The organism is Streptomyces sp. NPDC104581 (assembly GCF_055583685.1).
In genome coordinates, this window is the sequence record NZ_JBVJNN010000034.1 from 51,607 (window position 1) to 73,398 (window position 21,792).

Annotated in this window: 22 protein-coding genes; 9 read left to right on the top strand and 13 right to left on the bottom strand. The window is 70.6% G+C overall.

The genetic code is table 11. The features are described from left to right. Position 1 precedes the first annotated feature (1 nt). The gene (locus tag ACZ61E_RS24595; protein ID WP_469702015.1) at positions 2-616 is read right to left on the bottom strand and encodes a TetR/AcrR family transcriptional regulator; all 615 of its coding nucleotides are present in this window, start codon (positions 614-616) and stop codon (positions 2-4) included. Beyond that, positions 616-942 (bottom strand): DMT family transporter, encoded by a 327-nt coding sequence (locus ACZ61E_RS24600; RefSeq protein ID WP_469702016.1) that lies wholly within the window; start codon positions 940-942, stop codon positions 616-618. Before ACZ61E_RS24600 ends, ACZ61E_RS24595 begins: the two co-directional genes overlap by 1 nt. A gap of 329 nt (positions 943-1,271) precedes the next feature. Here ACZ61E_RS24600 and ACZ61E_RS24605 point away from each other — a divergent pair, with 329 nt between their 5' ends. Beyond that, positions 1,272-2,282 (top strand): DUF7847 domain-containing protein, encoded by a 1,011-nt coding sequence (locus tag ACZ61E_RS24605; RefSeq protein WP_469702017.1) that lies wholly within the window; start codon positions 1,272-1,274, stop codon positions 2,280-2,282. 78 nt (positions 2,283-2,360) lie between these two features. Here ACZ61E_RS24605 and ACZ61E_RS24610 read toward each other — a convergent pair whose 3' ends face one another. The 8 genes from ACZ61E_RS24610 to ACZ61E_RS24645 form a co-directional block, all read right to left on the bottom strand. Continuing rightward, complete coding sequence (locus ACZ61E_RS24610) at positions 2,361-2,699, bottom strand: metal-sulfur cluster assembly factor (protein WP_078077928.1); 339 nt, start codon at positions 2,697-2,699, stop codon at positions 2,361-2,363. Then, positions 2,696-3,160, bottom strand: coding sequence for a Fe-S cluster assembly sulfur transfer protein SufU (gene sufU, locus ACZ61E_RS24615; RefSeq protein ID WP_469702018.1), 465 nt, complete (start codon positions 3,158-3,160; stop codon positions 2,696-2,698). Before sufU ends, ACZ61E_RS24610 begins: the two co-directional genes overlap by 4 nt. Before the next feature lie 11 nt (positions 3,161-3,171). Next, positions 3,172-4,446, bottom strand: coding sequence for a cysteine desulfurase (locus ACZ61E_RS24620; protein WP_469702019.1), 1,275 nt, complete (start codon positions 4,444-4,446; stop codon positions 3,172-3,174). Beyond that, a complete protein-coding gene (sufC, locus tag ACZ61E_RS24625; RefSeq protein ID WP_469702020.1) occupies positions 4,443-5,207 on the bottom strand; it encodes a Fe-S cluster assembly ATPase SufC in 765 nt (254 codons plus the stop codon). Before sufC ends, ACZ61E_RS24620 begins: the two co-directional genes overlap by 4 nt. Positions 5,208-5,214: 7 nt before the next feature. After that, the gene (locus ACZ61E_RS24630; protein WP_469702021.1) at positions 5,215-5,532 is read right to left on the bottom strand and encodes a bifunctional 3-phenylpropionate/cinnamic acid dioxygenase ferredoxin subunit; all 318 of its coding nucleotides are present in this window, start codon (positions 5,530-5,532) and stop codon (positions 5,215-5,217) included. Beyond that, complete coding sequence (gene sufD / locus ACZ61E_RS24635) at positions 5,532-6,710, bottom strand: Fe-S cluster assembly protein SufD (protein ID WP_469702022.1); 1,179 nt, start codon at positions 6,708-6,710, stop codon at positions 5,532-5,534. Before sufD ends, ACZ61E_RS24630 begins: the two co-directional genes overlap by 1 nt. Before the next feature lie 69 nt (positions 6,711-6,779). Further along, complete coding sequence (gene sufB / locus ACZ61E_RS24640; RefSeq protein ID WP_469702023.1) at positions 6,780-8,201, bottom strand: Fe-S cluster assembly protein SufB; 1,422 nt, start codon at positions 8,199-8,201, stop codon at positions 6,780-6,782. Next, on the bottom strand, positions 8,198-9,025 hold the full coding sequence (locus ACZ61E_RS24645; protein ID WP_469702024.1) for a helix-turn-helix transcriptional regulator: 828 nt from the start codon (positions 9,023-9,025) through the stop codon (positions 8,198-8,200). The genes sufB and ACZ61E_RS24645 overlap by 4 nt, the downstream gene beginning before the upstream one ends. Before the next feature lie 136 nt (positions 9,026-9,161). On the opposite strand from ACZ61E_RS24645, the gene ACZ61E_RS24650 reads away from it, so the two are divergent. From ACZ61E_RS24650 to ACZ61E_RS24660, 3 genes are all read left to right on the top strand, one after another. Continuing rightward, positions 9,162-10,097 carry an ABC transporter ATP-binding protein gene (locus tag ACZ61E_RS24650; protein WP_469702025.1) on the top strand — a complete coding sequence of 312 codons (936 nt, stop codon included), beginning with the start codon at positions 9,162-9,164 and terminating at the stop codon, positions 10,095-10,097. Further along, complete coding sequence (locus ACZ61E_RS24655; RefSeq protein ID WP_469702026.1) at positions 10,094-10,903, top strand: ABC transporter permease; 810 nt, start codon at positions 10,094-10,096, stop codon at positions 10,901-10,903. The genes ACZ61E_RS24650 and ACZ61E_RS24655 overlap by 4 nt, the downstream gene beginning before the upstream one ends. 106 nt (positions 10,904-11,009) lie before the next feature. Then, entirely contained in the window at positions 11,010-11,987 is a 978-nt protein-coding gene (locus ACZ61E_RS24660; protein WP_469702027.1) for a COX15/CtaA family protein, read from the top strand. A 58-nt stretch (positions 11,988-12,045) separates the two neighbouring features. Here the strand turns inward: ACZ61E_RS24660 and ACZ61E_RS24665 are convergent, their stop codons facing one another. From ACZ61E_RS24665 to ACZ61E_RS24675, 3 genes are all read right to left on the bottom strand, one after another. After that, complete coding sequence (locus tag ACZ61E_RS24665; protein ID WP_469702028.1) at positions 12,046-13,161, bottom strand: amidohydrolase family protein; 1,116 nt, start codon at positions 13,159-13,161, stop codon at positions 12,046-12,048. A 138-nt stretch (positions 13,162-13,299) separates the two neighbouring features. Then, positions 13,300-13,689, bottom strand: a complete 390-nt coding sequence (locus ACZ61E_RS24670) for a hypothetical protein (RefSeq protein ID WP_469702029.1) — start codon at positions 13,687-13,689, stop codon at positions 13,300-13,302. Positions 13,690-13,718: 29 nt separating this feature from the next. Further along, positions 13,719-14,666, bottom strand: coding sequence for a heme o synthase (locus tag ACZ61E_RS24675; protein WP_469702030.1), 948 nt, complete (start codon positions 14,664-14,666; stop codon positions 13,719-13,721). A gap of 348 nt (positions 14,667-15,014) precedes the next feature. Between ACZ61E_RS24675 and tkt the strand changes: the two genes are divergently transcribed. From tkt to pgl, 5 genes are read left to right on the top strand one after another with little or no spacing between them, the layout of a single operon-like run. Further along, a complete protein-coding gene (gene tkt, locus ACZ61E_RS24680; RefSeq protein ID WP_469702031.1) occupies positions 15,015-17,093 on the top strand; it encodes a transketolase in 2,079 nt (692 codons plus the stop codon). Positions 17,094-17,127: 34 nt separating this feature from the next. After that, on the top strand, positions 17,128-18,246 hold the full coding sequence (gene tal / locus ACZ61E_RS24685) for a transaldolase (RefSeq protein ID WP_469702032.1): 1,119 nt from the start codon (positions 17,128-17,130) through the stop codon (positions 18,244-18,246). Between the two features lie 4 nt (positions 18,247-18,250). After that, positions 18,251-19,783, top strand: a complete 1,533-nt coding sequence (zwf, locus tag ACZ61E_RS24690; protein WP_469702033.1) for a glucose-6-phosphate dehydrogenase — start codon at positions 18,251-18,253, stop codon at positions 19,781-19,783. Continuing rightward, a complete protein-coding gene (gene opcA / locus ACZ61E_RS24695; protein WP_469702034.1) occupies positions 19,780-20,796 on the top strand; it encodes a glucose-6-phosphate dehydrogenase assembly protein OpcA in 1,017 nt (338 codons plus the stop codon). Before zwf ends, opcA begins: the two co-directional genes overlap by 4 nt. Next, positions 20,793-21,575 (top strand): 6-phosphogluconolactonase, encoded by a 783-nt coding sequence (gene pgl, locus ACZ61E_RS24700; protein WP_469702035.1) that lies wholly within the window; start codon positions 20,793-20,795, stop codon positions 21,573-21,575. Before opcA ends, pgl begins: the two co-directional genes overlap by 4 nt. The last annotated feature ends 217 nt before the right edge of the window (positions 21,576-21,792 follow it).

Genomic DNA, 21,792 nt, shown 5'->3' on the forward strand with positions numbered 1-21,792 from the left:
GTCAATCTACCGGGGCCGCCCGCGCGCCGGCCGCCGCCGAGGACGGAGTGAACGGCGGAGGGGACAGCGGCGGCGACGACCGGGCGAGGATCCGGCCGAGCATCTCCCGTGTGTAGCCGATGTCGTACTGCCCGCCGGTGAGCAGCACTTGGAGGCAGACGCCGTCGATCAGCGCGACCAGCGCGCGGGCGGTCACGGTGTCGACGCGGTCCGCGAGGATCCTCATGACCCCGTCGCACCACTCGGCGGCCACCGGGCGCAGCGCGGGGCGGCGCAGGGCGGCGAGGTACAGCTCGTACTCCAGCTCGACGCCGGTGCGGTCCGCCGCCAGCCAGCGCCCGGTGATCCGGGCCAGCTCGTCCGCGATGTCGCAGTCGGGGCGGGCGAGGCCGTCGCTCTCCCTGACGACGGTGGCGAAGCCCTCGTTGGCCTGCCGCAGCGCGGCGACCAGCAGCTCGTCCAGGGAGGCGAAGTGGTACGTCGTGGAGCCGAGCGGCACATCGGCCTCGGCGGCGACGGTGCGGTGGCTCAGCCCGGCGATCCCGCCGCGCCCGACGACCCGGATCGCCGCGTCGATGATGCGCTGCCGCCGCTCGGGGTCGTACCGCCGGGCCATCAGTGGGCCCCGCCGACGTTCAGGAGTACGACACCGGCGATGACGAGCGTGATACCGGCGAGCTTCGCGGGGGTGGCCGCCTCGCTCAGGAACACCATGCCGATGGCGGCGACGGCGGCGGTGCCGACACCGGCCCAGATCGCGTACGCGGTGCCGACGGAGAGGGTCTTCAGCGTCTGGGCGAGCAGGGCGAAGGCCAGGACGTAGCCGGCGACGGCGCCCAGTGAGGGCCAGAGCCGGGTGAAGCCCTCGCTGTATTTCATGGCCGTCGTGGCGGCCACCTCCGCCGCGATGGCGACGGCGAGCAATCCGTGTCCCAGTCCCATGTGTACGAGTGTACGTATGGTTGCGTACACCCGTACACAGAAATGGCCGGAGTCCTGGTGGAGCCGGTGGAACCGAGCCGGTGGAACCGGTGGAGCGGCTACCGTGTCCCGGCCGGAAGTCGGACACACATCGGAGCTGATCGGTGGAGCGGGACCAGGGGTGGGGCGGCGGCGCGGGGGACGGCGGGCCGCCGGGCGGACACGGACCGTACGGCGGTGGACCGCCTCCGTACGGAGGGCAGCCTCCGCAGGGCTGGGGACCGCCTCCGTACGGAAGCGGCCCGCCCGGCGGGGGCGGCCGGCCGCGCCCCCGGGGGCCGAAGCCGGGCGTGATACCGCTGAGCCCGCTCGACCTCGGCGAGATACTCGGCGGCGCGTTCTCCACGCTGGGCCGCTACTGGCGGCAACTGCTCGGTGTCGCCGTGGCCGTGTACGGGGTCGCGCTGCTGGTGGCCTGCGGGGCGCTGGCCGTCGCGTACGCCGCCGTCGGCGACCGACTGTCCGCCGTCGCCGGAGACCCCGGGCACTCCGCACCCTCCTGGGACGACGTGCGGCCGCTGATCGTAGCCTTCGCCGGTGTCTGGATCGTGGTGACGGCGGTGATGCTGCTGGCGACGGCGATGATGCAGACCTGCTGCCCGGCGATCGTCCAGGAGGCGGTGCTCGGCAGGCCGGTCCGGGTGGGCGCGGTCCTGCTGCGGGCACTGTCGCGGGTGCCCGCCGTCATCGGAACGGTCTTCGTCAGCGGGCTGATCATGGTGATCCCGGTGCTGCTGTTCATCACCGGCGTCGTGTCCACCATGGTCACGGTCGTCGCCACGGGCGGCTGGGACCCGGCCGGCCTGCTGATCCCGCTGGCCTTCGCGGGCGCTCTGGTGGTCGGCCCCCCGGCGGTCTGGCTGTGGGTGCTGTTCAGTCTCGCCCCGGCGGTCGTCGTCATAGAGTCGCGGGGCCCGGTCGGCGCGCTGCGCCGCTCGGCCGGACTGGTCCGCGGCGCCTGGTGGCGGATCTGCGGCATCTCGCTGCTGGCCTCGGTGATCGCCTCGGTCGCGGGTCTGGCGCTCCAGCAGGTGTTCAACGTGACGAGGCTCTTCCCCGGCGCGTTCGACACGGGAGACTTCGGTGACGAGCCGACCTTCGGCCAGGTCTTCGTCGCCGTGAGCGGCTATCTGGTCCTGGCGCTGGTCGGCCGGCTCGTCGGCCAGATCTTCTCGACGACCTTCCCCCAGCTGGTGCTCGGTCTCCTCTACGTCGACCAGCGCATCCGTAAGGAGGACCTGGCGCCGGAGCTGATCGCGGCGGCGGCGGCCGCGCCCGCCGCTCCCCCCGTCGGCCCCTGAACCCCCGCGCACGACGAGCGGGCCCCACGATCACCGGGATCGTGGGGCCCGCTCGCACCGTTCGGTGTGGCCGTCGGCTCAGACGTTGAAGCCCAGCGCGCGCAGCTGCTCGCGGCCGTCGTCCGTGATCTTGTCGGGACCCCACGGCGGCATCCAGACCCAGTTGATCTTCAGCTCGTTGACGATGCCCTCCGTCGCCGACTTCGCCTGGTCCTCGATCACGTCGGTCAGCGGACAGGCCGCCGACGTCAGTGTCATGTCGAGGGTGGCGACGTTGGACTCGTCGATGTGGACGCCGTAGATCAGGCCCAGATTGACGACATCGATCCCCAGCTCGGGGTCGACGACGTCGTACAGCGCCTCGCGGACCTCCTCCTCGGAGGCCGGCTTCATCGTCACGGTCTCGTTCTCGCTCATGCCCTCTCCTTCTGCGCGGTGTCGCCCAGTGCCTGGGCCGTCGCGTCCTTCCACGCCATCCAGCTCAGCAGCGCGCACTTCACCCGGGCGGGGTACTTGGAGACGCCGGCGAACGCCACGGCGTCCTCCAGCACCTCCTCCATCGCGTCGTCGGGTTCGATCTTTCCCTTGGACTGCATCAGTTCCAGGAAGGTGCTCTGGATCTTCTGCGCGTCCGCCAGCTCCTTGCCGACCAGCAGGTCGTTCAGGACGGACGCGCTGGCCTGGCTGATGGAGCAGCCCTGGCCCTCGTACGACACGTCGGCGATGCGCGAGCCGTCGTACTTCACGCGGAGCGTGATCTCGTCACCGCACGTCGGATTGACGTGGTGCACCTCGGCGTCGCCGTCCCGCAGACCGCGCCCGTGGGGGTGCTTGTAGTGATCCAGGATGACTTCCTGGTACATGGAATCCAGCTTCACCGGTCAGTCCCTCATCCGAAGAAATTACGGACGTGCTCCAGCCCGTCGACCAGGGCGTCGACCTCGGACGGTGTGGAGTACAGATAGAACGACGCCCGCGTGGTCGCCGGAATTCCGTACCGCAGGCAGACCGGCCGCGCGCAGTGGTGACCGACCCGGACGGCGATGCCCTGCTCGTCCAGCACCTGCCCCACGTCGTGCGGGTGGATGTCCCCCAGTGTGAAGGAGATCGTGGCACCGCGCTCCTCGGCCGTGGACGGGCCGATGATCCGCAGGGAGGGGACCTCCAGCAGCCGCCGTACCGCGTACTCGGTGATGGCGTGCTCGTGCGCGGCGATCCTGTCCATGCCGATCGCGCTCAGATAGTCCACGGCCGCGCCGAGGCCGACCGCCTGGGCGATCGGGGGCGTCCCCGCCTCGAATTTGTGCGGCGCCGGGGCGTACGTGGAGGAGTGCATCGACACGGTCTCGATCATCTCGCCGCCGCCGAGGAACGGCGGAAGGTCCTCCAGCAGCTCCTGGCGGCCCCACAGGACACCGATACCGGTCGGGCCGCACATCTTGTGACCCGTGAAGGCCACGAAGTCGGCCTGGAGCGCCTGTACGTCCACCGCGACGTGCGGGGCCGCCTGCGAGGCGTCGATCAGCACCAGCGCGCCGACCTCCTGCGCGCGGCGGACGATCGCCTCGACCGGGTTGACCGTGCCCAGGATGTTCGAGATCAGCACGAAGGAGACGATCTTCGTCTTCTCGGTGATGACCTCGTCGATGTTCGACAGGTCGAGCCGGCCGTCGTCGGTGAGGCCGAACCACTTCAGCTTCGCTCCGGTGCGCTGCGCGAGCAGCTGCCACGGCACGATGTTGGAGTGGTGCTCCATCTCCGTGATGACGATCTCGGTCTCGTGATCCACCCGGTAGGGCTCGTCGGCCCAGCCCAGCATGTTCGCCACGAGATTGAGCGACTCGGAGGCGTTCTTGGTGAATATCACCTCGTCGCGGCTGGGCGCGTTGATGAAGGCCGCGACCTTGTCGCGCGCCCCTTCGTACAGCGCCGTGGCCTCCTCGGCGAGCACGTGGACGCCGCGGTGCACGTTGGCGTTGTGCTGCTCGTAGTACCCGTTGAGGGCGTCGAGTACCTGGCGCGGTTTCTGGGACGTCGCCGCGTTGTCCAGGTAGACGATCTTCTTCCCGTCGTGGACCAGCCGGTCCAGCAGGGGGAAGTCCTTGCGGACCGCCTCGTCGAGCAGTCGGTCCGGCCCGGTGAGGAGGCCTGACGGCTGTGTCACGCGGATACGCCACCCTTCACGTACGCCTCGTAGCCCTCGTTCTCCAGCTTGTCCGCGAGTTCGGCACCGCCGGACTCGGCGATACGGCCCTGCGCGAAGACATGCACGAAGTCGGGCTTGATGTAGCGGAGGATCCGCGTGTAGTGCGTGATCAGCAGCGTGCCGACCTCTCCGCTCTCCCGGACGCGGTTGACGCCCTCGGAGACCACCCGCAGCGCGTCGACGTCCAGACCGGAGTCCGTCTCGTCGAGGATCGCGACCTTGGGCTTGAGCAGTTCGAGCTGAAGGATCTCGTGGCGCTTCTTCTCACCGCCGGAGAAGCCCTCGTTGACGTTGCGCTCGGCGAACGCGGGGTCCATCTGGAGCTGTTCCATCGCGGTCTTGACCTCCTTCACCCAGGTACGCAGCTTGGGTGCCTCGCCGCGCATGGCGGTGGCGGAGGTGCGCAGGAAATTGGAGACCGAGACCCCGGGGACCTCGACGGGGTACTGCATCGCGAGGAAGAGACCGGCGCGGGCGCGCTCGTCGACGGTCATGTCCAGGACGTCCTCGCCGTCCAGCGTCACGGTGCCACCGGTGATCGTGTACTTGGGGTGGCCCGCGATGGAGTACGCGAGGGTCGACTTGCCGGAGCCGTTGGGGCCCATGATGGCGTGCGTCTCGCCCTGCTTGACGGTCAGGTCGACGCCCTTGAGGATCTCGCGGGCACCGCCCTCCGCCTCGACAGTGACGTGCAGGTCGTTGATTTCAAGGGTTGCCATGGGTGACTCAGGACTCCTGGGTGACGGAGACGAGCACATCGTCCCCTTGGATCTGTACGGGGTATACGGGGACGGGGCGCGTCGCGGGCAGGCCGTTCGGCTTGCCGGTACGCAGGTCGAAGGTGGAGCCGTGCAGCCAGCACTCGATAGAGCAGCCCTCGACCTCGCCCTCGGAGAGGGAGACGTTGGCGTGCGAGCAGATGTCGTTGATCGCGAACACCTCGCCCTCGGCACGGACGACGGAGACCGGTACGCCGTCGAGTTCGACCCGCTTGGGGGTGCCTTCCTCCAGCTCGGCCAGCCCGCAGACTCGGACGAAGTTCATCAGACGGACGCCTCCAGCTCCGCCTCGATCTTGGCGATCAGGCGCTCCTCGACGTCGGGCAGTCCGATCTGCTGGACCAGCTCGGCGAAGAAGCCGCGGATGACGAGGCGGCGGGCCTCGACCCGCGGGATTCCGCGCGACATCAGGTAGAAGAGCTGCTCGTCGTCGAACCGGCCGGTGGCCGAGGCGTGACCGGCGCCGGCGATCTCGCCGGTCTCGATCTCCAGGTTCGGCACCGAGTCGACGCGGGCACCGTCCGTGAGGACCAGGTTCCGGTTCATCTCGTAGGTGTCCGTGCCCTCGGCCACGGCGCGGATGATCACGTCGCCGATCCAGACGGCGTGCGCGTCGTCGCCCTGGAGGGCGCCCTTGTAGACGGCGTTGGACTTGCAGTGCGGGGCGTTGTGGTCGACCAGGAGGCGGTGCTCCTGGTGCTGTCCCTTGTCGGTGAAGTACAGGCCGAACAGCTCGGCCTCGCCACCGGGGCCCGCGTACCGCACGCGCGGGTGGACGCGTACGACGTCGCCGCCGAAGGTCACCACGATCGACTTGAACGAGGCGTCCCGGCCGACCAGCGCGTTGTGCTGGGAGACATGGACGGCGGTGTCGTCCCAGTCCTGCACGGACACGACGGTGAGCTTGGCGCCGTCGCCGACGAGGAAGTCGACGTTGGCGGCGACCACCGCGTCACCGGTGTGGTCGATGACCACGACCGCCTCGGCGAAGGCGCCCAGTTCGACCACCTGGTGCACGAACGCGGTACCGCCCTGGCCGTGCACGGCGATCCGGATCGGCTCGGTGAGCACGGTCTCCTTGGGAACGGAGACGACCGACGCCTTCTCGAACGACGTGAACGCCTGCGCGGCGACCCGGTCAACCGGCGTACCGGCCCTGCCCACGCGCGGGTCGTCGCGGCCGACGGTCTCCTGGACGACGCCCGCGGGGGCGGACACCTCCGTACGGATACGGCCGTCGGCGACGGCCGTACCGTCCTGGAGACCGCGCAGCCGCTCCAGCGGCGTGAACCGCCACTCCTCCTCGCGACCGTGCGGAACGGGGAAGTCCGCGACATCGTAGGACGGCGGCGCGCTCATGCGCGTGGCGACGGTCGACTCGGCGGCCACCGCGATCGAACCGGCGGTGGTGGAACCCACCGGAATGTTCTGAGCCTCAGCCATGGCTGTCGTCGTGCTCTCTCTCTGCCTCTTGGGTAATCGGTCTCTGCTGCGGACTGGCGCGGTGAGGCGTCAGCCGACGGAGCCTTCCATCTGGAGCTCGATGAGCCGGTTCAGCTCCAGGGCGTACTCCATGGGCAGTTCCTTGGCGATCGGCTCGACGAAGCCGCGCACGATCATCGCCATGGCCTCGAACTCGGTCATCCCGCGGCTCATCAGGTAGAAGAGCTGGTCCTCGGAGACCTTGGAGACCGTCGCCTCGTGCCCCATCGACACGTCGTCCTCGCGGACGTCCACGTACGGGTAGGTGTCGGAGCGCGAGACGGTGTCGACCAGCAGCGCGTCACAGAGCACGTTGGACTTGGATCCGGGCGCGCCCTCACCGATCTCGATGAGACCCCGGTAGGAGGTACGGCCGCCGCCACGCGCCACCGACTTGGAGACGATGTTGGAGGAGGTGTTCGGAGCCATGTGGACCATCTTGGCGCCGGCGTCCTGGTGCTGGCCCTCGCCCGCGAAGGCGATGGAGAGCGTCTCGCCCTTGGCGTGCTCGCCCATCAGGTAGACGGCCGGGTACTTCATGGTGACCTTGGATCCGATGTTGCCGTCGACCCACTCCATGGTCGCGCCCTCGTAGGCCACGGCACGCTTGGTGACCAGGTTGTAGACGTTGTTCGACCAGTTCTGGATGGTCGTGTAACGGCAGCGGCCACCCTTCTTGACGATGATCTCGACGACGGCGCTGTGCAGGGAGTCCGAGGAGTAGATCGGCGCGGTGCAGCCCTCGACGTAGTGGACGTAGGCGTCCTCGTCGACGATGATCAGCGTCCGCTCGAACTGGCCCATGTTCTCGGTGTTGATGCGGAAGTAGGCCTGGAGCGGGATCTCGACGTGCACGCCCTTCGGCACGTAGATGAACGAACCGCCGGACCACACGGCCGAGTTCAGCGACGCGAACTTGTTGTCGCCGACCGGGATGACCGTGCCGAAGTACTCCTGGAAGAGCTCCGGGTGCTCCTTGAGCGCGGTGTCGGTGTCCTGGAAGATGACGCCCTGCTCCTCCAGGTCCTCGCGGATCTGGTGGTAGACGACCTCGGACTCGTACTGGGCCGCGACACCGGCGACGAGGCGCTGCTTCTCCGCCTCCGGGATGCCGAGCTTGTCGTAGGTGTTCTTGATGTCCTCGGGCAGGTCCTCCCAGGACTCCGCCTGCTTCTCGGTGGACCGGACGAAGTACTTGATGTTGTCGAAGTCGATGCCCGACAGGTCGGAGCCCCAGCTCGGCATCGGCTTCTTGCCGAACAGCTTGAGGCCCTTGAGACGGAGCTTCAGCATCCACTCGGGCTCGTTCTTCTTCGCCGAGATGTCGCGCACGACCTCTTCGGAGAGCCCGCGCTTCGCGGCGGCGCCTGCCGTGTCGGAGTCGGCCCAGCCGTATTCGTACTTGCCCAGTCCGTCGAGCTCAGGATGGGCGGTCTCCGTGGGGAGCGTCATGCGGGGTTCCTCCCGGCCGTGCTTTCGGATGCTTGATGTTCGGTCTGCTGGTCTGTCTGCGGTGGATCGGTCGGTGGGGTGCCGGGCCCCGGAGCCTCGGCGGCCCGTGAGGTGCCCGGTGGCGCGCCGTGCCCGGCGCCGTGCGGGATGAACGTCGTGCACACCCCGTCGCCGTGGGCGATGGTCGCCAGCCGCTGCACATGGGTGCCCAGCAGCTCGGAGAAGAACTCCGTCTCCGCCTCGCACAACTGCGGGTACTTCTCGGCCACGTGGGCCACCGGACAGTGGTGCTGGCAGAGCTGCTCGCCCTGCTGGTTGGGAGCGCTACGAGCCGTAGCAGCGTACCCGTCGGCGCTGAGCGCCTTCGCGAGCGCCTCCGTGCGCCTGTCGGGGGCGGCCTCCGCCACCGCTTCCCGGTACGCCCCCGCCTGGCCGGCGATCCGGTCGCGGGCGAAGGCGCCGACGGCCGCCTCGCCCCGGGCGCCGCCGCCCGCGCTGCGGGCGATCCATTCGATGGCGTCGGCGGCGAGCTTGTCGTACGACTGGTCGAAGGCGTCCCTGCCGCAGTCGGTCAGGGCGAACACCTTAGCGGGCCTGCCGCGCCCCCGTGAGCCGTAGACTCGCTGGTCACGCGGCTCCACGACGGCGTCGGCGACCAGCGCGTCGAGATGGCGGCGGACGGCGGCCTGGGTGAGCTTCAGGCGCCCCGCGAGATCGGAGACGGTGGACGGGCCGTGGTCCAGGATGGAGCGCGCGACCCGGTTGCGCGTGGAGCGCTCACCGGTCGCGAGTTCCTCCTGCGGAGCCTCGCCCACGTATTTCACAACGCCATTGTTGCGTAATTCCTTCGGGAGTGACAACAGCCGTCCGGTACGACGAGTGGTGCCCTACGTCACTTAGGGTCACCTAAGAAGCGCCCCCGGACCCGCGGCGCGCGGGGCCGCTGCCTAGACTCACGGCATGCGCAGCGTCGTCGGAGAACCGGTGGTCGAGGTCCGGGGCCTGGTCAAGCGGTACGGGGCCAGGGCCGCGGTGAACGGCCTGGATCTGACGTTCCGGGCGGGCACGGTCTCCGCCCTCCTCGGCCCCAACGGAGCCGGCAAGACCACCACGATCGAGACCTGCGAGGGCTACCGCAGGCCGGACGAGGGCACGGTGCGGGTCCTCGGACTCGACCCGGTGGCCGACGGCGCGCGGCTGCGCCCCCGCGTCGGGGTGATGCTCCAGTCCGGTGGCGTCTACTCCGGCGCCCGCGCGCAGGAGATGCTCCGCCACATGGCCACCCTCCACGCGAACCCGCTGGACGTGACCGAACTGATCGAACGCCTGGGGCTCGGCGGCTGTGGCCGTACGGCCTACCGGCGGCTCTCCGGCGGCCAGCAGCAGCGGCTCTCGCTCGCCATGGCCCTCGTGGGGCGGCCCGAGCTGGTGTTCCTGGACGAGCCGACCGCGGGGCTCGACCCGCAGGCCCGCCGGTCCACCTGGGACCTGGTGCGCGAGCTGCGCGCCGACGGCGTGACCACCGTCCTGACCACGCACTTCATGGACGAGGCCGAGGAACTGGCCGACGACGTCGCCATCGTCGACGCGGGCCGGGTGGTGGCGCACGGCACCACCGAGGAGCTGTGCCGGGGCGGAGCCGAGAACACCCTGCGCTTCACCGGGCGCCCCGGGCTCGACCTCGGCTCGCTGCTCAAGGCGCTGCCCGACGGGTCGGCCGCCGCCGAGCCGGCGCCGGGCGTGTACCGGATCGGCGGCACGGTCGACCCGCAACTGCTCGCGACGGTGACCTCCTGGTGCGCGCAGCACGGGGTGATGCCGGACGGGATCTCCGTTGAACGGCACACGCTGGAGGACGTCTTCCTCGAACTGACCGGCAAGGAGCTGCGGCCATGAGCGCGGGTACGGAGACGGGTACGGGCGCGGGCGCGGGCAGATACACGCCCGCGCCGGGCGCGGCACCGCTGCCGCGGATGATCGCCGCCCAGACGGCCTTCGAGACGAGGATGCTGCTGCGCAACGGCGAGCAGCTGCTGCTGACCGTGATCATCCCGAGCCTGCTGCTGGTGCTGTTCTCGACGGTCGACATCATCGACACCGGCGCCGGCGCGCCGGTCGACTTCCTGGCGCCCGGTGTCCTCGCGCTGGCCGTGATGTCGACCGCCTTCACCGGGCAGGCCATCGCGACCGGATTCGAGCGCCGTTACGGGGTGCTGAAGCGGCTCGGCGCCTCGCCACTGCCGCGCTGGGCGCTGATGACCGCCAAGACGCTCTCCGTGCTGGTCACCGAGGTGCTCCAGATCGTGCTGCTGACGGTCATCGCGCTGGCGCTCGGCTGGTCACCGGAGGGCAACCCCCTGGCCGTGCTGCTGCTGCTCGTTCTCGGTACGGCGGCGTTCTCCGGGCTCGGCCTGCTGATGGCGGGCACGCTCAAGGCCGAGGCGACCCTGGCCGCGGCGAATCTGGTCTTCGTCCTGCTGCTGGTGGGCGGCGGTGTGATCGTGCCGCTCGACAGGTTCCCGGACACGGCGCAGACGCTGCTCGGCCTGCTGCCGATCTCGGCGCTCTCCGACGGGCTGCGGGAGGTGCTCCAGCACGGGGCGGGGACGCCGTGGGGCGACCTCGGGGTGCTGGCCGTCTGGTCCGTGCTCGGGCTCGGCGCCGCGGCCCGTCTCTTCCGCTGGGAGCAGGACACCGGGTGACCCACGGGCGGGGCCGACGCCGGTCCCGTGGGACAGCCGCGGCCGACGGTGCCGGCCGCCGCCCTCGGCCACCCCTCGTGACTGCGTTCACAAACCTCCGCCTACCATGGTTGCCGTGTGGAACCCACTCGACTACATCGCCCGGCGCTGGACGCCCTCACCCCGCGTCCTGCGCCGCGCCGCGCTCTCCGCCGTCGTGATGACCGTCGTCATCATCGTCACGGGCGGCGCGGTCCGGCTCACGGGCTCCGGGCTCGGCTGCGACACCTGGCCCAAGTGCACCGACGACAGCCTGTTCGCGACGCCCGAGCAGGGTCTGCACGGCGCGATCGAGTTCGGCAACCGGATGCTGACGTACGTCCTGTCGGCAGCCGTCGGCTGGGCGATCGTCGCGGCCCGGTCGGTCAAGCCCCGCCGGCGCGGCCTCACCCGGCTCGCGTGGAGCATGTTCTGGCTGGTGGTGGTGAACGCCGTCATGGGCGGCATCACGGTCCACATGGAGCTGAACCCCTGGACGGTGGCCGTCCACTTCCTGCTCGCCAACGCCCTGCTCACCGTCACGGTGCTGGTCTGGCAGCGCACTCGCGAGGGCGACACCACACCCCGGCCGCGGGTCCCCCGTCCCGTACGGAAGCTGTCCTGGGCGCTGGTCGTCACGACCGTGCTCCTGGTCACCCTGGGGACGACCGTGACCGGTTCCGGCAAGCACGCGGGCGACAGCAGCGAGGTCCCGCGCATGCCGTGGGACTGGATCGACGCGGCGCACGTGCACGCGGCGGCGGCCTGGGCGGTCTGCGCGCTGGCGATCGCGATGTGGCTGGTGCTGCGGGTGGTGGACGCCCCGGACGACGTCCGGGCGCGGGCGCGTGACCTGCTGATCGTGCTGCTCGCGCAGGGCGCCATCGGTTACGTCCAGTTCTTCACCGACGTGCCCGAGTTCCTGGTCGGCATCCATATGCTCGGCTCCGCGCTGACCTGGATCGCGGTGCTGCGCCTCGCCCTGAGCCTGCGGGAGCGGCCCGTGGCCGACCCGGCGATCCCGGCGCAGGCGGACCCGGCCGACCCGGCGCTGTCCACCGCGTGAACTGACCGGCCCGGCCGGTCCGTCCGGTACGGGTGAACGGGTCGGCCGACGGCGGCCGTCACATACCGTCCAGGCCGTACACCCGGCGGGCGTTGCCCGAGGCGATCATCCCGGCCACGCGCCGCGCGTCGGCGAGCGCCCACGAGCCGTCCGCAACCCAGCCGCCGAGCACCCGCGCCAGCGACTGCCGGAACACCCTGGCCCCGACCACGTGCAGTTCGGGCAGACCCCGCGCGCCGCTGGAGTAGAGCAGTTTCCCGAACGGCGCCAGTTCCAGCACCTCCGCCAGCACGTCGGCGGCGCGGGCGCCGGTGTGCGCGAGAGCCGGGCCGAGATCCACGTACACATGGGGATGCGCGGCGGCGAGCCGGGCGGCGTGCCGGTGGTGCGGCAGTCCGTGCAGCAGCACCAGATCGGTGCCGAGCCCGGCGGTGGCCGCCGCGAAGCCCGCGATCCGCGCCGGACCGCCGTCGGCGCAGTCGGCCCGGCACCCCTCGCCGCCGCCCGCGTGCAGTTGGAGCGGCAGCCCGGTGGCGACGGCGGTCCACAGCAGATGGCGCAGCAGTACGGGGTCGGTCAGCCGGCCGCCCACGCGCCGCCGGGCGAGCCAGCGCCCCGCGGCCCCGCGCACCTCGCCGGGGCCGGGCGGATCGCAGGCCGGTGCGGCGCCGTGGCGCAGTGCGGCCACGGACACGAAGGCGGCGGCCGACCCGGCGGCCGTGTGCACGGCGTGGGCGAGATTGGCGAGCAGCGAGTCGACGGTGCCCGAGGTGTCGGCCACCTGCTGGGCGAGGAGTTCGAGCCGTACGATCTCGCGGGCATCGGCGGCGCCGGCCGCGGCGATCTCCTCGGGTCCGGTCAGATCACCGGGCAGCCCGGTGTCGACCAGATAGGTGGTGACGCCCGTGCCGCGCAGCAGCCGTCGTCCGGCCTCCAGGACGCCGAGCTCCCGGCGCCTGGCGAGATAGCCGGCGGGTGAGGTGTGCGGCTCCAGTCCCAGAAGCGGCGGGCACCAGCGCCGTACGGCGAAGCCGGTCTGGGTGTCGAAGAAGGTGGTGCCCGCGGCGGGCGGTCCGGCGGTCCGGCCGAGCTGGGCCTCGAAGGTGCCGAGGCCCAGCTCCGTACGGAGGACGCCATGGCAGTTCTGGTCCACCAGAGTCATTGTCTCGATCATGGCGCTTCCCGTCGTGGACCGAATCCCTACAGTCCTAACGGGCGAAGCGCGCCCGGGTGTTGGCCGGGCCCGCGCCGAAACGGCCCCCGGGGCGCGGCCGGGTGGGCTCCCGGCCCGTCGGGGGCAGCCCGGACGGGGCTACTCCGCGGGCGCTTCCCGGTCGTTGGCGGGGCCGCCGATCTGGATGCCCGCCATGCGTGTCCACTCGTAAGGGCCGGTGCGGACCTTCGCGGCGAACTCGCCGTCGAAGGACTCGTGCACCGTGATCCCCGCCTTCTCGACGGCCTTCAGCGCCACACCGTGCGACGGGGCGACCAGATCGCCCCAGTCGCCGTCCTGGGCCACCAGCACGATGCGGGTGCCGGCCCGGCCCAGATACGCGAGCTGGCCCTCGGCGGCGCCGCCGTGCCGCCGCGCGAACGCGCCGATCTGCTTGGCCAGTCGGGCCGCGCGCCGTTCGTCGAGTACGGCCCGCCGGCTCGCACGCGCGCCGTCGCCGGTCTGCTCGTCAACCTCGGTCTCTGCCATGACCGACATGCTACCGACGGGTAGTCGCCCTATCGAAGGAAGGGGTCCACCGCGACGGCCACGAAGAGCAGCGACACATAGGTGATCGACCAGTGGAACAGCCGCATCTCCTTCAGTTTGCCGCCCGTCGCACCGGACTTGGCACGCGACTGGAGCCCGTGCGCCTCCCAGAGCCACCAGCCGCCGGCCGCCACGGCCACCGACGTGTAGAACCAGCCGGTGTAGCCGAGCGGCGTCAGCAGCAGCGACACCGCCACCATCACCCAGCTGTAGAGCACGATCTGGCGGGCCACGGTCCGGTTGGACGCGACCACGGGGAGCATGGGCACGCCCACGCGCGCGTAGTCCTCGCGCACCTTCATCGACAGCGGCCAGTAGTGCGGCGGCGTCCAGAAGAACATCACCAGGAAGAGGATGACGGCGGCCCAGGACAGCGAGTTGGTGACGGCGGACCAGCCGATGAAGACCGGCATGCAGCCCGCGATGCCGCCCCAGACGATGTTCTGCGAGGTGCGCCGCTTCAGGATCAGCGTGTAGACGACGACGTAGAACAGGAGCGCGCCCAGCGCGAGCGCCGCGGAGAGCCAGTTGACCAGCAGGCCGAACCAGAGCGTCGAGATCACGGCCAGCGAGAGCCCGAAGACCAGACCCTCACGGGGCGAAACCATTCCGGTGACCAGCGGGCGCTGCGACGTACGGTCCATCATCGCGTCGATGTCGCGGTCGATGTACATGTTCAGCGCGTTGGCGCCGCCGGCGGAGAGATAGCCGCCGACACAGGTGACGAGCACCAGCCACATGTCCGGCACGCTCTGCGCGGCCAGGAACATCACCGGCACGGTGGTGATGAGCAGCAGCTCGATGATCCGTGGCTTCGTCAGCGCCACGAACGCTTTGACGCGGGCCCCGAACGGCCGATGGCCCCCCGGGCTCGGAGTCAGGACGACCCCAGCGGGTCGGGACTCGACGGCCGTCACGCACACCCCAGACAGAGAAATCCCAGCAAGCTCCGGGCGTGAAGGCCCGGTAAAGGCTTGCGCGTACCACGCCACTCTAGACGTTGCCCATATGCCGTTCTTCTCGGGGGTGGGCTCGTGTTGACGCCTGGTGGGAGCCCGCGGTGAGGGGGTGGACGTCACCGCGCGGCCGTCCGCGGGAGGTGCGTGTGTCATCCGCCCGGCACCCTGGCGACGTCTCTTCTTCACCGAGGTCTTCACCCACGTGGACGGGACTGGTCGCGCGGCGTCACGAGGGTAGGCTCGGCAGCGAACCGGTGCGCCCTCAGACACCGGGATTCGACATGTGGAGAGGAGCCCTGACTCAGGGTGAGCACCAAGCCGACCACCACAGATCTCGAAGAGTGGACCGACCTGGACCGCAAGGCGGTCGATACCGTCCGCGTCCTGGCCATGGACGCCGTACAGAAGGTCGGCAACGGCCATCCCGGTACGGCGATGAGCCTGGCCCCCGCCGCCTATGTCCTCTTCCAGAAGCTGATGCGGCACGACCCGGCCGACGCGCAGTGGACCGGCCGCGACCGGTTCGTACTCTCCGCGGGCCACTCGTCGCTGACTCTCTACATCCAGCTCTATCTCGCGGGCTACGGCCTGGAGCTGGACGACCTGAAGGCGTTCCGCACCTGGGGTTCGAAGACCCCGGGCCACCCGGAGTACGGCCACACGGTCGGCGTCGAGACCACCACCGGGCCGCTCGGCCAGGGTGTCGCCAACGCCGTGGGCATGGCGATGGCCGCGCGGTACGAGCGCGGTCTCTACGACCCGGAGGCGGCGGCCGGCACCTCTCCCTTCGACCACACCATCTGGGTGATCGCCGGTGACGGCTGCCTCCAGGAGGGTGTCTCCGCGGAGGCGTCCTCGCTGGCCGGTCACCAGAAGCTCGGCAATCTCGTCCTGCTCTGGGACGACAACCACATCTCCATCGAGGGTGACACCGAGACGGCCGTCTCCGAGGACACCCTCAAGCGGTACGAGTCGTACGGCTGGCACGTCCAGCGCGTCGAGCAGCTGCCCGACGGCGACCTCGACCCGGCGGGGCTTGCGCGCGCGCTGAAGGCCGCGCGGGCCGAGACCGAGCGGCCCTCGTTCATCGCGGCCCGCTCGATCATCGCCTGGCCCGCCCCGCACGCGCAGAACACCGAGGCCGCGCACGGCTCGGCGCTCGGCGACGAGGAGGTGGCCGCCACCAAGCGGGTGCTGGGCTTCGACCCCGAGCGGACCTTCGAGGTCGGCGACGAGGTCCTGGCGCACACGCGTGAGGCGCTCGACCGGGGCCGCGAGACGCGCGCCGAGTGGGAGAAGACGTTCGCCGCGTGGCGTACGGCCAACCCGGAGCGCGCCGCGACGTTCGACCGCGTCCGCGCGGGCGAACTGCCCGACGGCTGGGAGGGGAAGCTGCCGGTCTTCGAGACCGGCAAGGGCGTCGCGACGCGCGCCGCCTCCGGCAAGGTGCTCCAGGCGCTCGGCGCCGTCATTCCCGAGCTGTGGGGCGGCTCCGCCGACCTCGCGGGCTCCAACAACACCACGATCGACAAGACGTCGTCGTTCCTCCCGGCGGGCAACCCGCTGCCGGAGGCGGACCCGTACGGCCGCACGGTGCACTACGGCATCCGTGAGCACGCCATGGGTTCGACGATGAACGGCATCGCGCTGCACGGCAACACCCGTATCTACGGCGGCACTTTCCTGGTGTTCTCCGACTACATGCGGCCGGCCGTGCGGCTCGCCGCGCTGATGCAGGTGCCCGTCACCTACGTCTGGACGCACGACTCGATCGGTCTCGGCGAGGACGGTCCGACGCACCAGCCCGTGGAGCAGTTGTCCGTGCTGCGTGCCATCCCGGGTCTGAACATCGTGCGTCCCGCCGACGCCAACGAGACGGCGATCGCCTGGCGCGAGATCCTCAAGAGGCACGCCAAGGGCGCGCCGCACGGTCTGGCGCTCACGCGTCAGGGCGTGCCGACGTACGAGGCCAACGAGGGCGCGGCCAAGGGCGGTTACGTCCTGTTCGAGGCCGAGGGCGGTGAGCCCCGGGTGGTGCTGGTCGCCACGGGCTCCGAGGTGCAGCTCGCCGTCGAGGCGCGCGAGCGGCTCCAGGCCGAGGGGATCGCGACCCGGGTGGTGTCGATGCCGTCGGTGGAGTGGTTCGAGGAGCAGGACCAGGCGTACCGGGACAGCGTCCTGCCGCCCTCCGTGAAGGCGCGTGTGGCGGTCGAGGCCGGTATCGGGCTCACCTGGCACCGGTTCGTGGGGGACGCCGGCCGCGTCGTCTCGCTGGAGCACTTCGGCGCTTCGGCCGACGGCAAGGTCCTCTTCCGGGAGTTCGGCTTCACCGCGGACGCGGTCGCGTCCGCGGCTCGGGAATCCCTGGCAGCCGCAGAGCGCTGACGCCGGTACACGACAAGTAGGAGATGCAACTCTCATGACAGACGCACTCAAGCGCCTCTCCGACGAAGGCGTCGCGATCTGGCTCGACGACCTGTCGCGCAAGCGCATCACATCCGGCAATCTCGCCGAACTGATGGACCAGCAGCACGTCGTGGGCGTGACGACGAACCCCTCGATCTTCCAGAAGGCCATCTCCGAGGGAGACGGTTACGAGACCCAGCTGACCGACCTCGCGACCCGCCGGGTCACCGTCGAGGAAGCCGTCCGCATGATCACGACGGCGGACGTCCGTGACGCCGCGGACATCCTGCGGCCCGTCTTCGACGAGACGCAGGGCCAGGACGGCCGCGTCTCCATCGAGGTCGACCCGCGGCTGGCGCACAACACGCGGGCGACCGTCGCCGAGGCCAAGCAGCTGGCCTGGCTGGTGGACCGTCCGAACACCCTCATCAAGATCCCGGCCACCAAGGCGGGGCTCCCGGCGATCACCGAGACGATCGCCCGGGGCATCAGTGTCAATGTGACGCTGATCTTCTCGCTGGAGCGCTACCGCGAGGTCATGGACGCGTACATCACCGGTCTGGAGAAGGCGAAGGACGCGGGTCTCGACCTGTCCAAGATCTACTCGGTGGCGTCCTTCTTCGTGTCCCGCGTGGACACCGAGATCGACAAGCGGCTCGACGCGCTGGGCACCGACGAGGCGAAGGCCGCGCGCGGCAAGGCGGCCGTCGCGAACGCCCGGCTGGCCTACGAGGCGTACGAGGACGTTTTCGGTGGCGACCGCTGGGCGGCGCTGGACCGGGTCCAGGCCAACCGGCAGCGCCCGCTGTGGGCCTCGACGGGCGTCAAGGACCCCGCGTACCGGGACACGATGTACGTCGACGACCTGGTCGCCCCGCATACCGTGAACACCATGCCGGAGGCCACTCTCGACGCGGTCGCCGAGCACGGAGCGGTCACCGGTGACACCGTGAAGGGTACGTACGACCAGGCGCGTGCCGATCTCGAAGCCATCGAGAAGCTGGGCATCTCCTACGACGACGTCGTCCAGGTGCTGGAGGACGAGGGCGTGGAGAAGTTCGAGAAGTCCTGGACCGACCTGCTCAAGTCGACCGAGGCGGAGCTCCGGCGCCTCGCCCCTTCGGAGGTCTGAACCCTTGACCGCAACCCACGGAGCGAATCCGCTTCGTGACGCCGCGGACCGACGGCTCCCGCGTATCGCGGGGCCGTCGGGCCTGGTCATCTTCGGCGTCACGGGCGATTTGTCCCGTAAAAAGTTGATGCCCGCCGTCTATGACCTCGCCAACCGCGGTCTGCTGCCGCCGGGCTTCTCGCTCGTCGGCTACGCCCGTCGCGAGTGGCAGGACGAGGATTTCGCGCAGGAGGTCCACGACGCCGTCAAGGCGCACGCCCGTACGCCCTTCCGCGAGGAGGTCTGGCAGCAGCTCATCCAGGGGATGCGCTTCGTCCAGGGCGACTTCGACGACGACCGGGCCTTCGAGAACCTGAAGTCCACGATCGAGGACCTCGACAAGGTGCAGGGCACGGGCGGCAACTTCGCCTTCTACCTGTCCGTACCGCCGAAGTTCTTCCCCAAGGTCGTCAAGCAGCTCAAGAAGCACGGGCTGGCCGACCAGAAGGAGGGCTCCTGGCGGCGCGCCGTCATCGAGAAGCCGTTCGGTCACGACCTGGTCTCCGCGCAGGAGCTGAACAAGGTCGTGCACGAGGTCTTCCCGTCCAACGAGGTCTTCCGGATCGACCACTACCTGGGCAAGGAGACGGTCCAGAACATCCTGGCGCTGCGCTTCGCGAACACCCTCTTCGAGCCGATCTGGAACCGGTCCTACGTCGACCACGTGCAGATCACCATGGCCGAGGACATCGGCATCGGCGGCCGGGCCGGCTACTACGACGGCATCGGCGCGGCGCGTGACGTCATCCAGAACCACCTCCTCCAGCTCCTCGCGCTCACCGCGATGGAGGAGCCCGCCTCCTTCGACGCGGACGCCCTGGCCGCCGAGAAGACCAAGGTGCTCGGGGCCGTACGGCTGCCGCACGACCTCGGCAAGGACACGGTGCGCGGGCAGTACGCCGCAGGCTGGCAGGGCGGCGAGAAGGCCGTCGGCTATCTGGAGGAAGACGGCATCGACCCGAAGTCGAAGACCGACACCTACGCCGCGGTGAAGGTGGAGATCGACAACCGGCGCTGGGCCGGCGTCCCGTTCTACCTGCGGACCGGCAAACGGCTCGGCCGCCGGGTCACCGAGATCGCGGTCGTGTTCCAGCGGGCCCCGCACTCCCCCTTCGACCACACGGCCACCGAGGAGCTGGGGCAGAACGCCCTGGTCATCCGGGTCCAGCCGGACGAGGGCGTGACCATGCGGTTCGGCTCCAAGGTGCCCGGCACGGCGATGGAGGTGCGGGACGTCTCGATGGACTTCGCCTACGGGGAGTCCTTCACGGAGTCCAGCCCCGAGGCGTACGAGCGGCTGCTGCTCGACGTGCTGCTCGGCGACTCCAACCTCTTCCCCCGTACGGAGGAGGTCGAGCTCTCCTGGAAGATCCTCGACCCGATCGAGCACTACTGGGACAAGCACGGCAAGCCCGCGCAGTACGAGTCCGGGACCTGGGGTCCGGTCGAGGCGGACGAAATGCTCGCACGACACGGACGGAGCTGGCGTCGGCCATGAAGATCGACCTTACGGACACCACGTCCAGCAAGATCAACAAGGCGCTGGTCGAGGGACGCCGGGCGATCGGCACCCCGGCCGTCGGCATGGTCCTCACCCTGGTCCTCGTCACCGACGAGGAGAACGCGTACGACGCGCTCAAGGCCGCCAACGAGGCGTCCCGCGAGCACCCGTCGCGCAAGCTGGTCGTCGTCAAGCGGGTCTCCCGCTCGGCACGCGACCGGTCCAAGGCGCGCCTCGACGCCGAGGTGCGGGTCGGTGTGGAGGCCGGCACCGGTGAGACGGTCGTGCTCCGGCTCTACGGCGAGGTCATCGAGCACGCCCAGTCGGTCGTCCTGCCGCTGCTGCTGCCCGACGCGCCCGTCGTGGTCTGGTGGGCCGCCAACGCGCCGGACAACCCCGCGAAGGACCCGCTGGGCACGCTGGCCCAGCGGCGGGTGACGGACACCTACGCCGCCGAGAACCCGATCGCGGAGCTCAAGGCCCGCGCCTCGGTCTACACACCGGGCGACACGGATCTGGCGTGGAGCCGGATCACCCCGTGGCGTTCGATGCTGGCCGCGGCGCTGGACCAGGTCGACTGCAAGGTGACCTCGGTCCGCGTGGAGGGCGAGGAGCTGAACGCGAGCTGCGAGCTGCTCGGCATGTGGCTCGCGGAGCGGCTGCACGTCCCGGTCACCCGCGCCGTCTCGGGCGGCCCCGGTCTCACCTCCGTACGGATGGAGACCGACTGCGGGCCGATCGAGCTGCGCCGGACGGACGGCTCGCTGGCGACGCTGTCCATCGAGGGGCAGCCGGACCGGGCGGTGGCGCTCAACCGGCGGGAGACCTCGGAGCTGATCGCCGAGGAGCTGCGCAGGCTGGACCCCGACGACACCTACGCGGCGACGCTGCGGTTCGGCGTGGAACGGCTGGACCCGGCGAGGGCGAACGGCGAGGGCGACAGTGCCCCGGCGGCGAAGAAGGCGGCTCCCGCACGCGGGTCGGCCGCCAAGAAGGCGGCGTCGAAGTGAGCGTTCCGCAACTCGTCGTGCACCGCGACAAGGAGCTGATGGCGCAGGCCGCGGCGGCCCGGCTGATCACGAGGATCGTGGACGCCCAGGCCGCGCGCGGCAGCGCGTCGGTCGTCCTGACCGGCGGGCGCAACGGCAACGGTCTGCTGGCCGCGCTGTCCCGGGCGCCCGCGCGCGACGCGGTCGACTGGACCCGGCTCGACCTCTGGTGGGGTGACGAGCGCTTCCTGCCCGGCGGCGACCCGGAGCGCAACGACACACAGGCCAGGGAGGCGCTGCTCGACTCGGTGCCGCTGGATCCCGCGCGGGTGCACACGATGCCGGCGCCGGACGGCGCGTACGGCTCCGACATCGAGGCCGCGGCCGCCGCGTACGCGACCGAGCTGGCCGCGGCGGCGCGGCCGGAGGACCACGCGCGGGTCCCGTCCTTCGACGTGCTGATGCTCGGGGTGGGGCCGGACACGCACGTCGCCTCGCTCTTTCCCGAACTGCCGGGCGTCCGCGAGAGCGAGCGCACGGTGGTCGCGGTGCGCGGCGCGCCGAAGCCGCCGCCGCTGCGGATCTCGCTGACGCTCCCCGCGATCCGGGCGGCGCACGAGGTGTGGCTGCTGGCGGCGGGCGAGGACAAGGCGGAGGCCGCCGAGATCGCGCTCTCCGGCGCGGGCGAGGTCCAGGCGCCGGCGGCGGGCGCGTACGGGCGGGCGCGGACGCTGTGGCTGCTGGACGAGGCGGCGGCGTCGAAACTGCCGCGCGCGCTGTACCCGACGGGCTCGGCCTGAATCCTGGGGCAGCGCTTCTGATGGAGCGTCATATCGCCGACACGGCGGCCCGGTTCGTGCGACACGGACCGGGCCGCGGTGCGTCCGGCCCGGTGCGTCCGGCGCCGGTGTCCTCTCCCGGCCGGGCTGTCAGTGGGTGCCGGTAGCGTTCTTTCCCTACCGCAGTGCGGGGTTCTTTCCCCTGCGGGACTCATCATGCGTGAACGGGGAGAGGTGC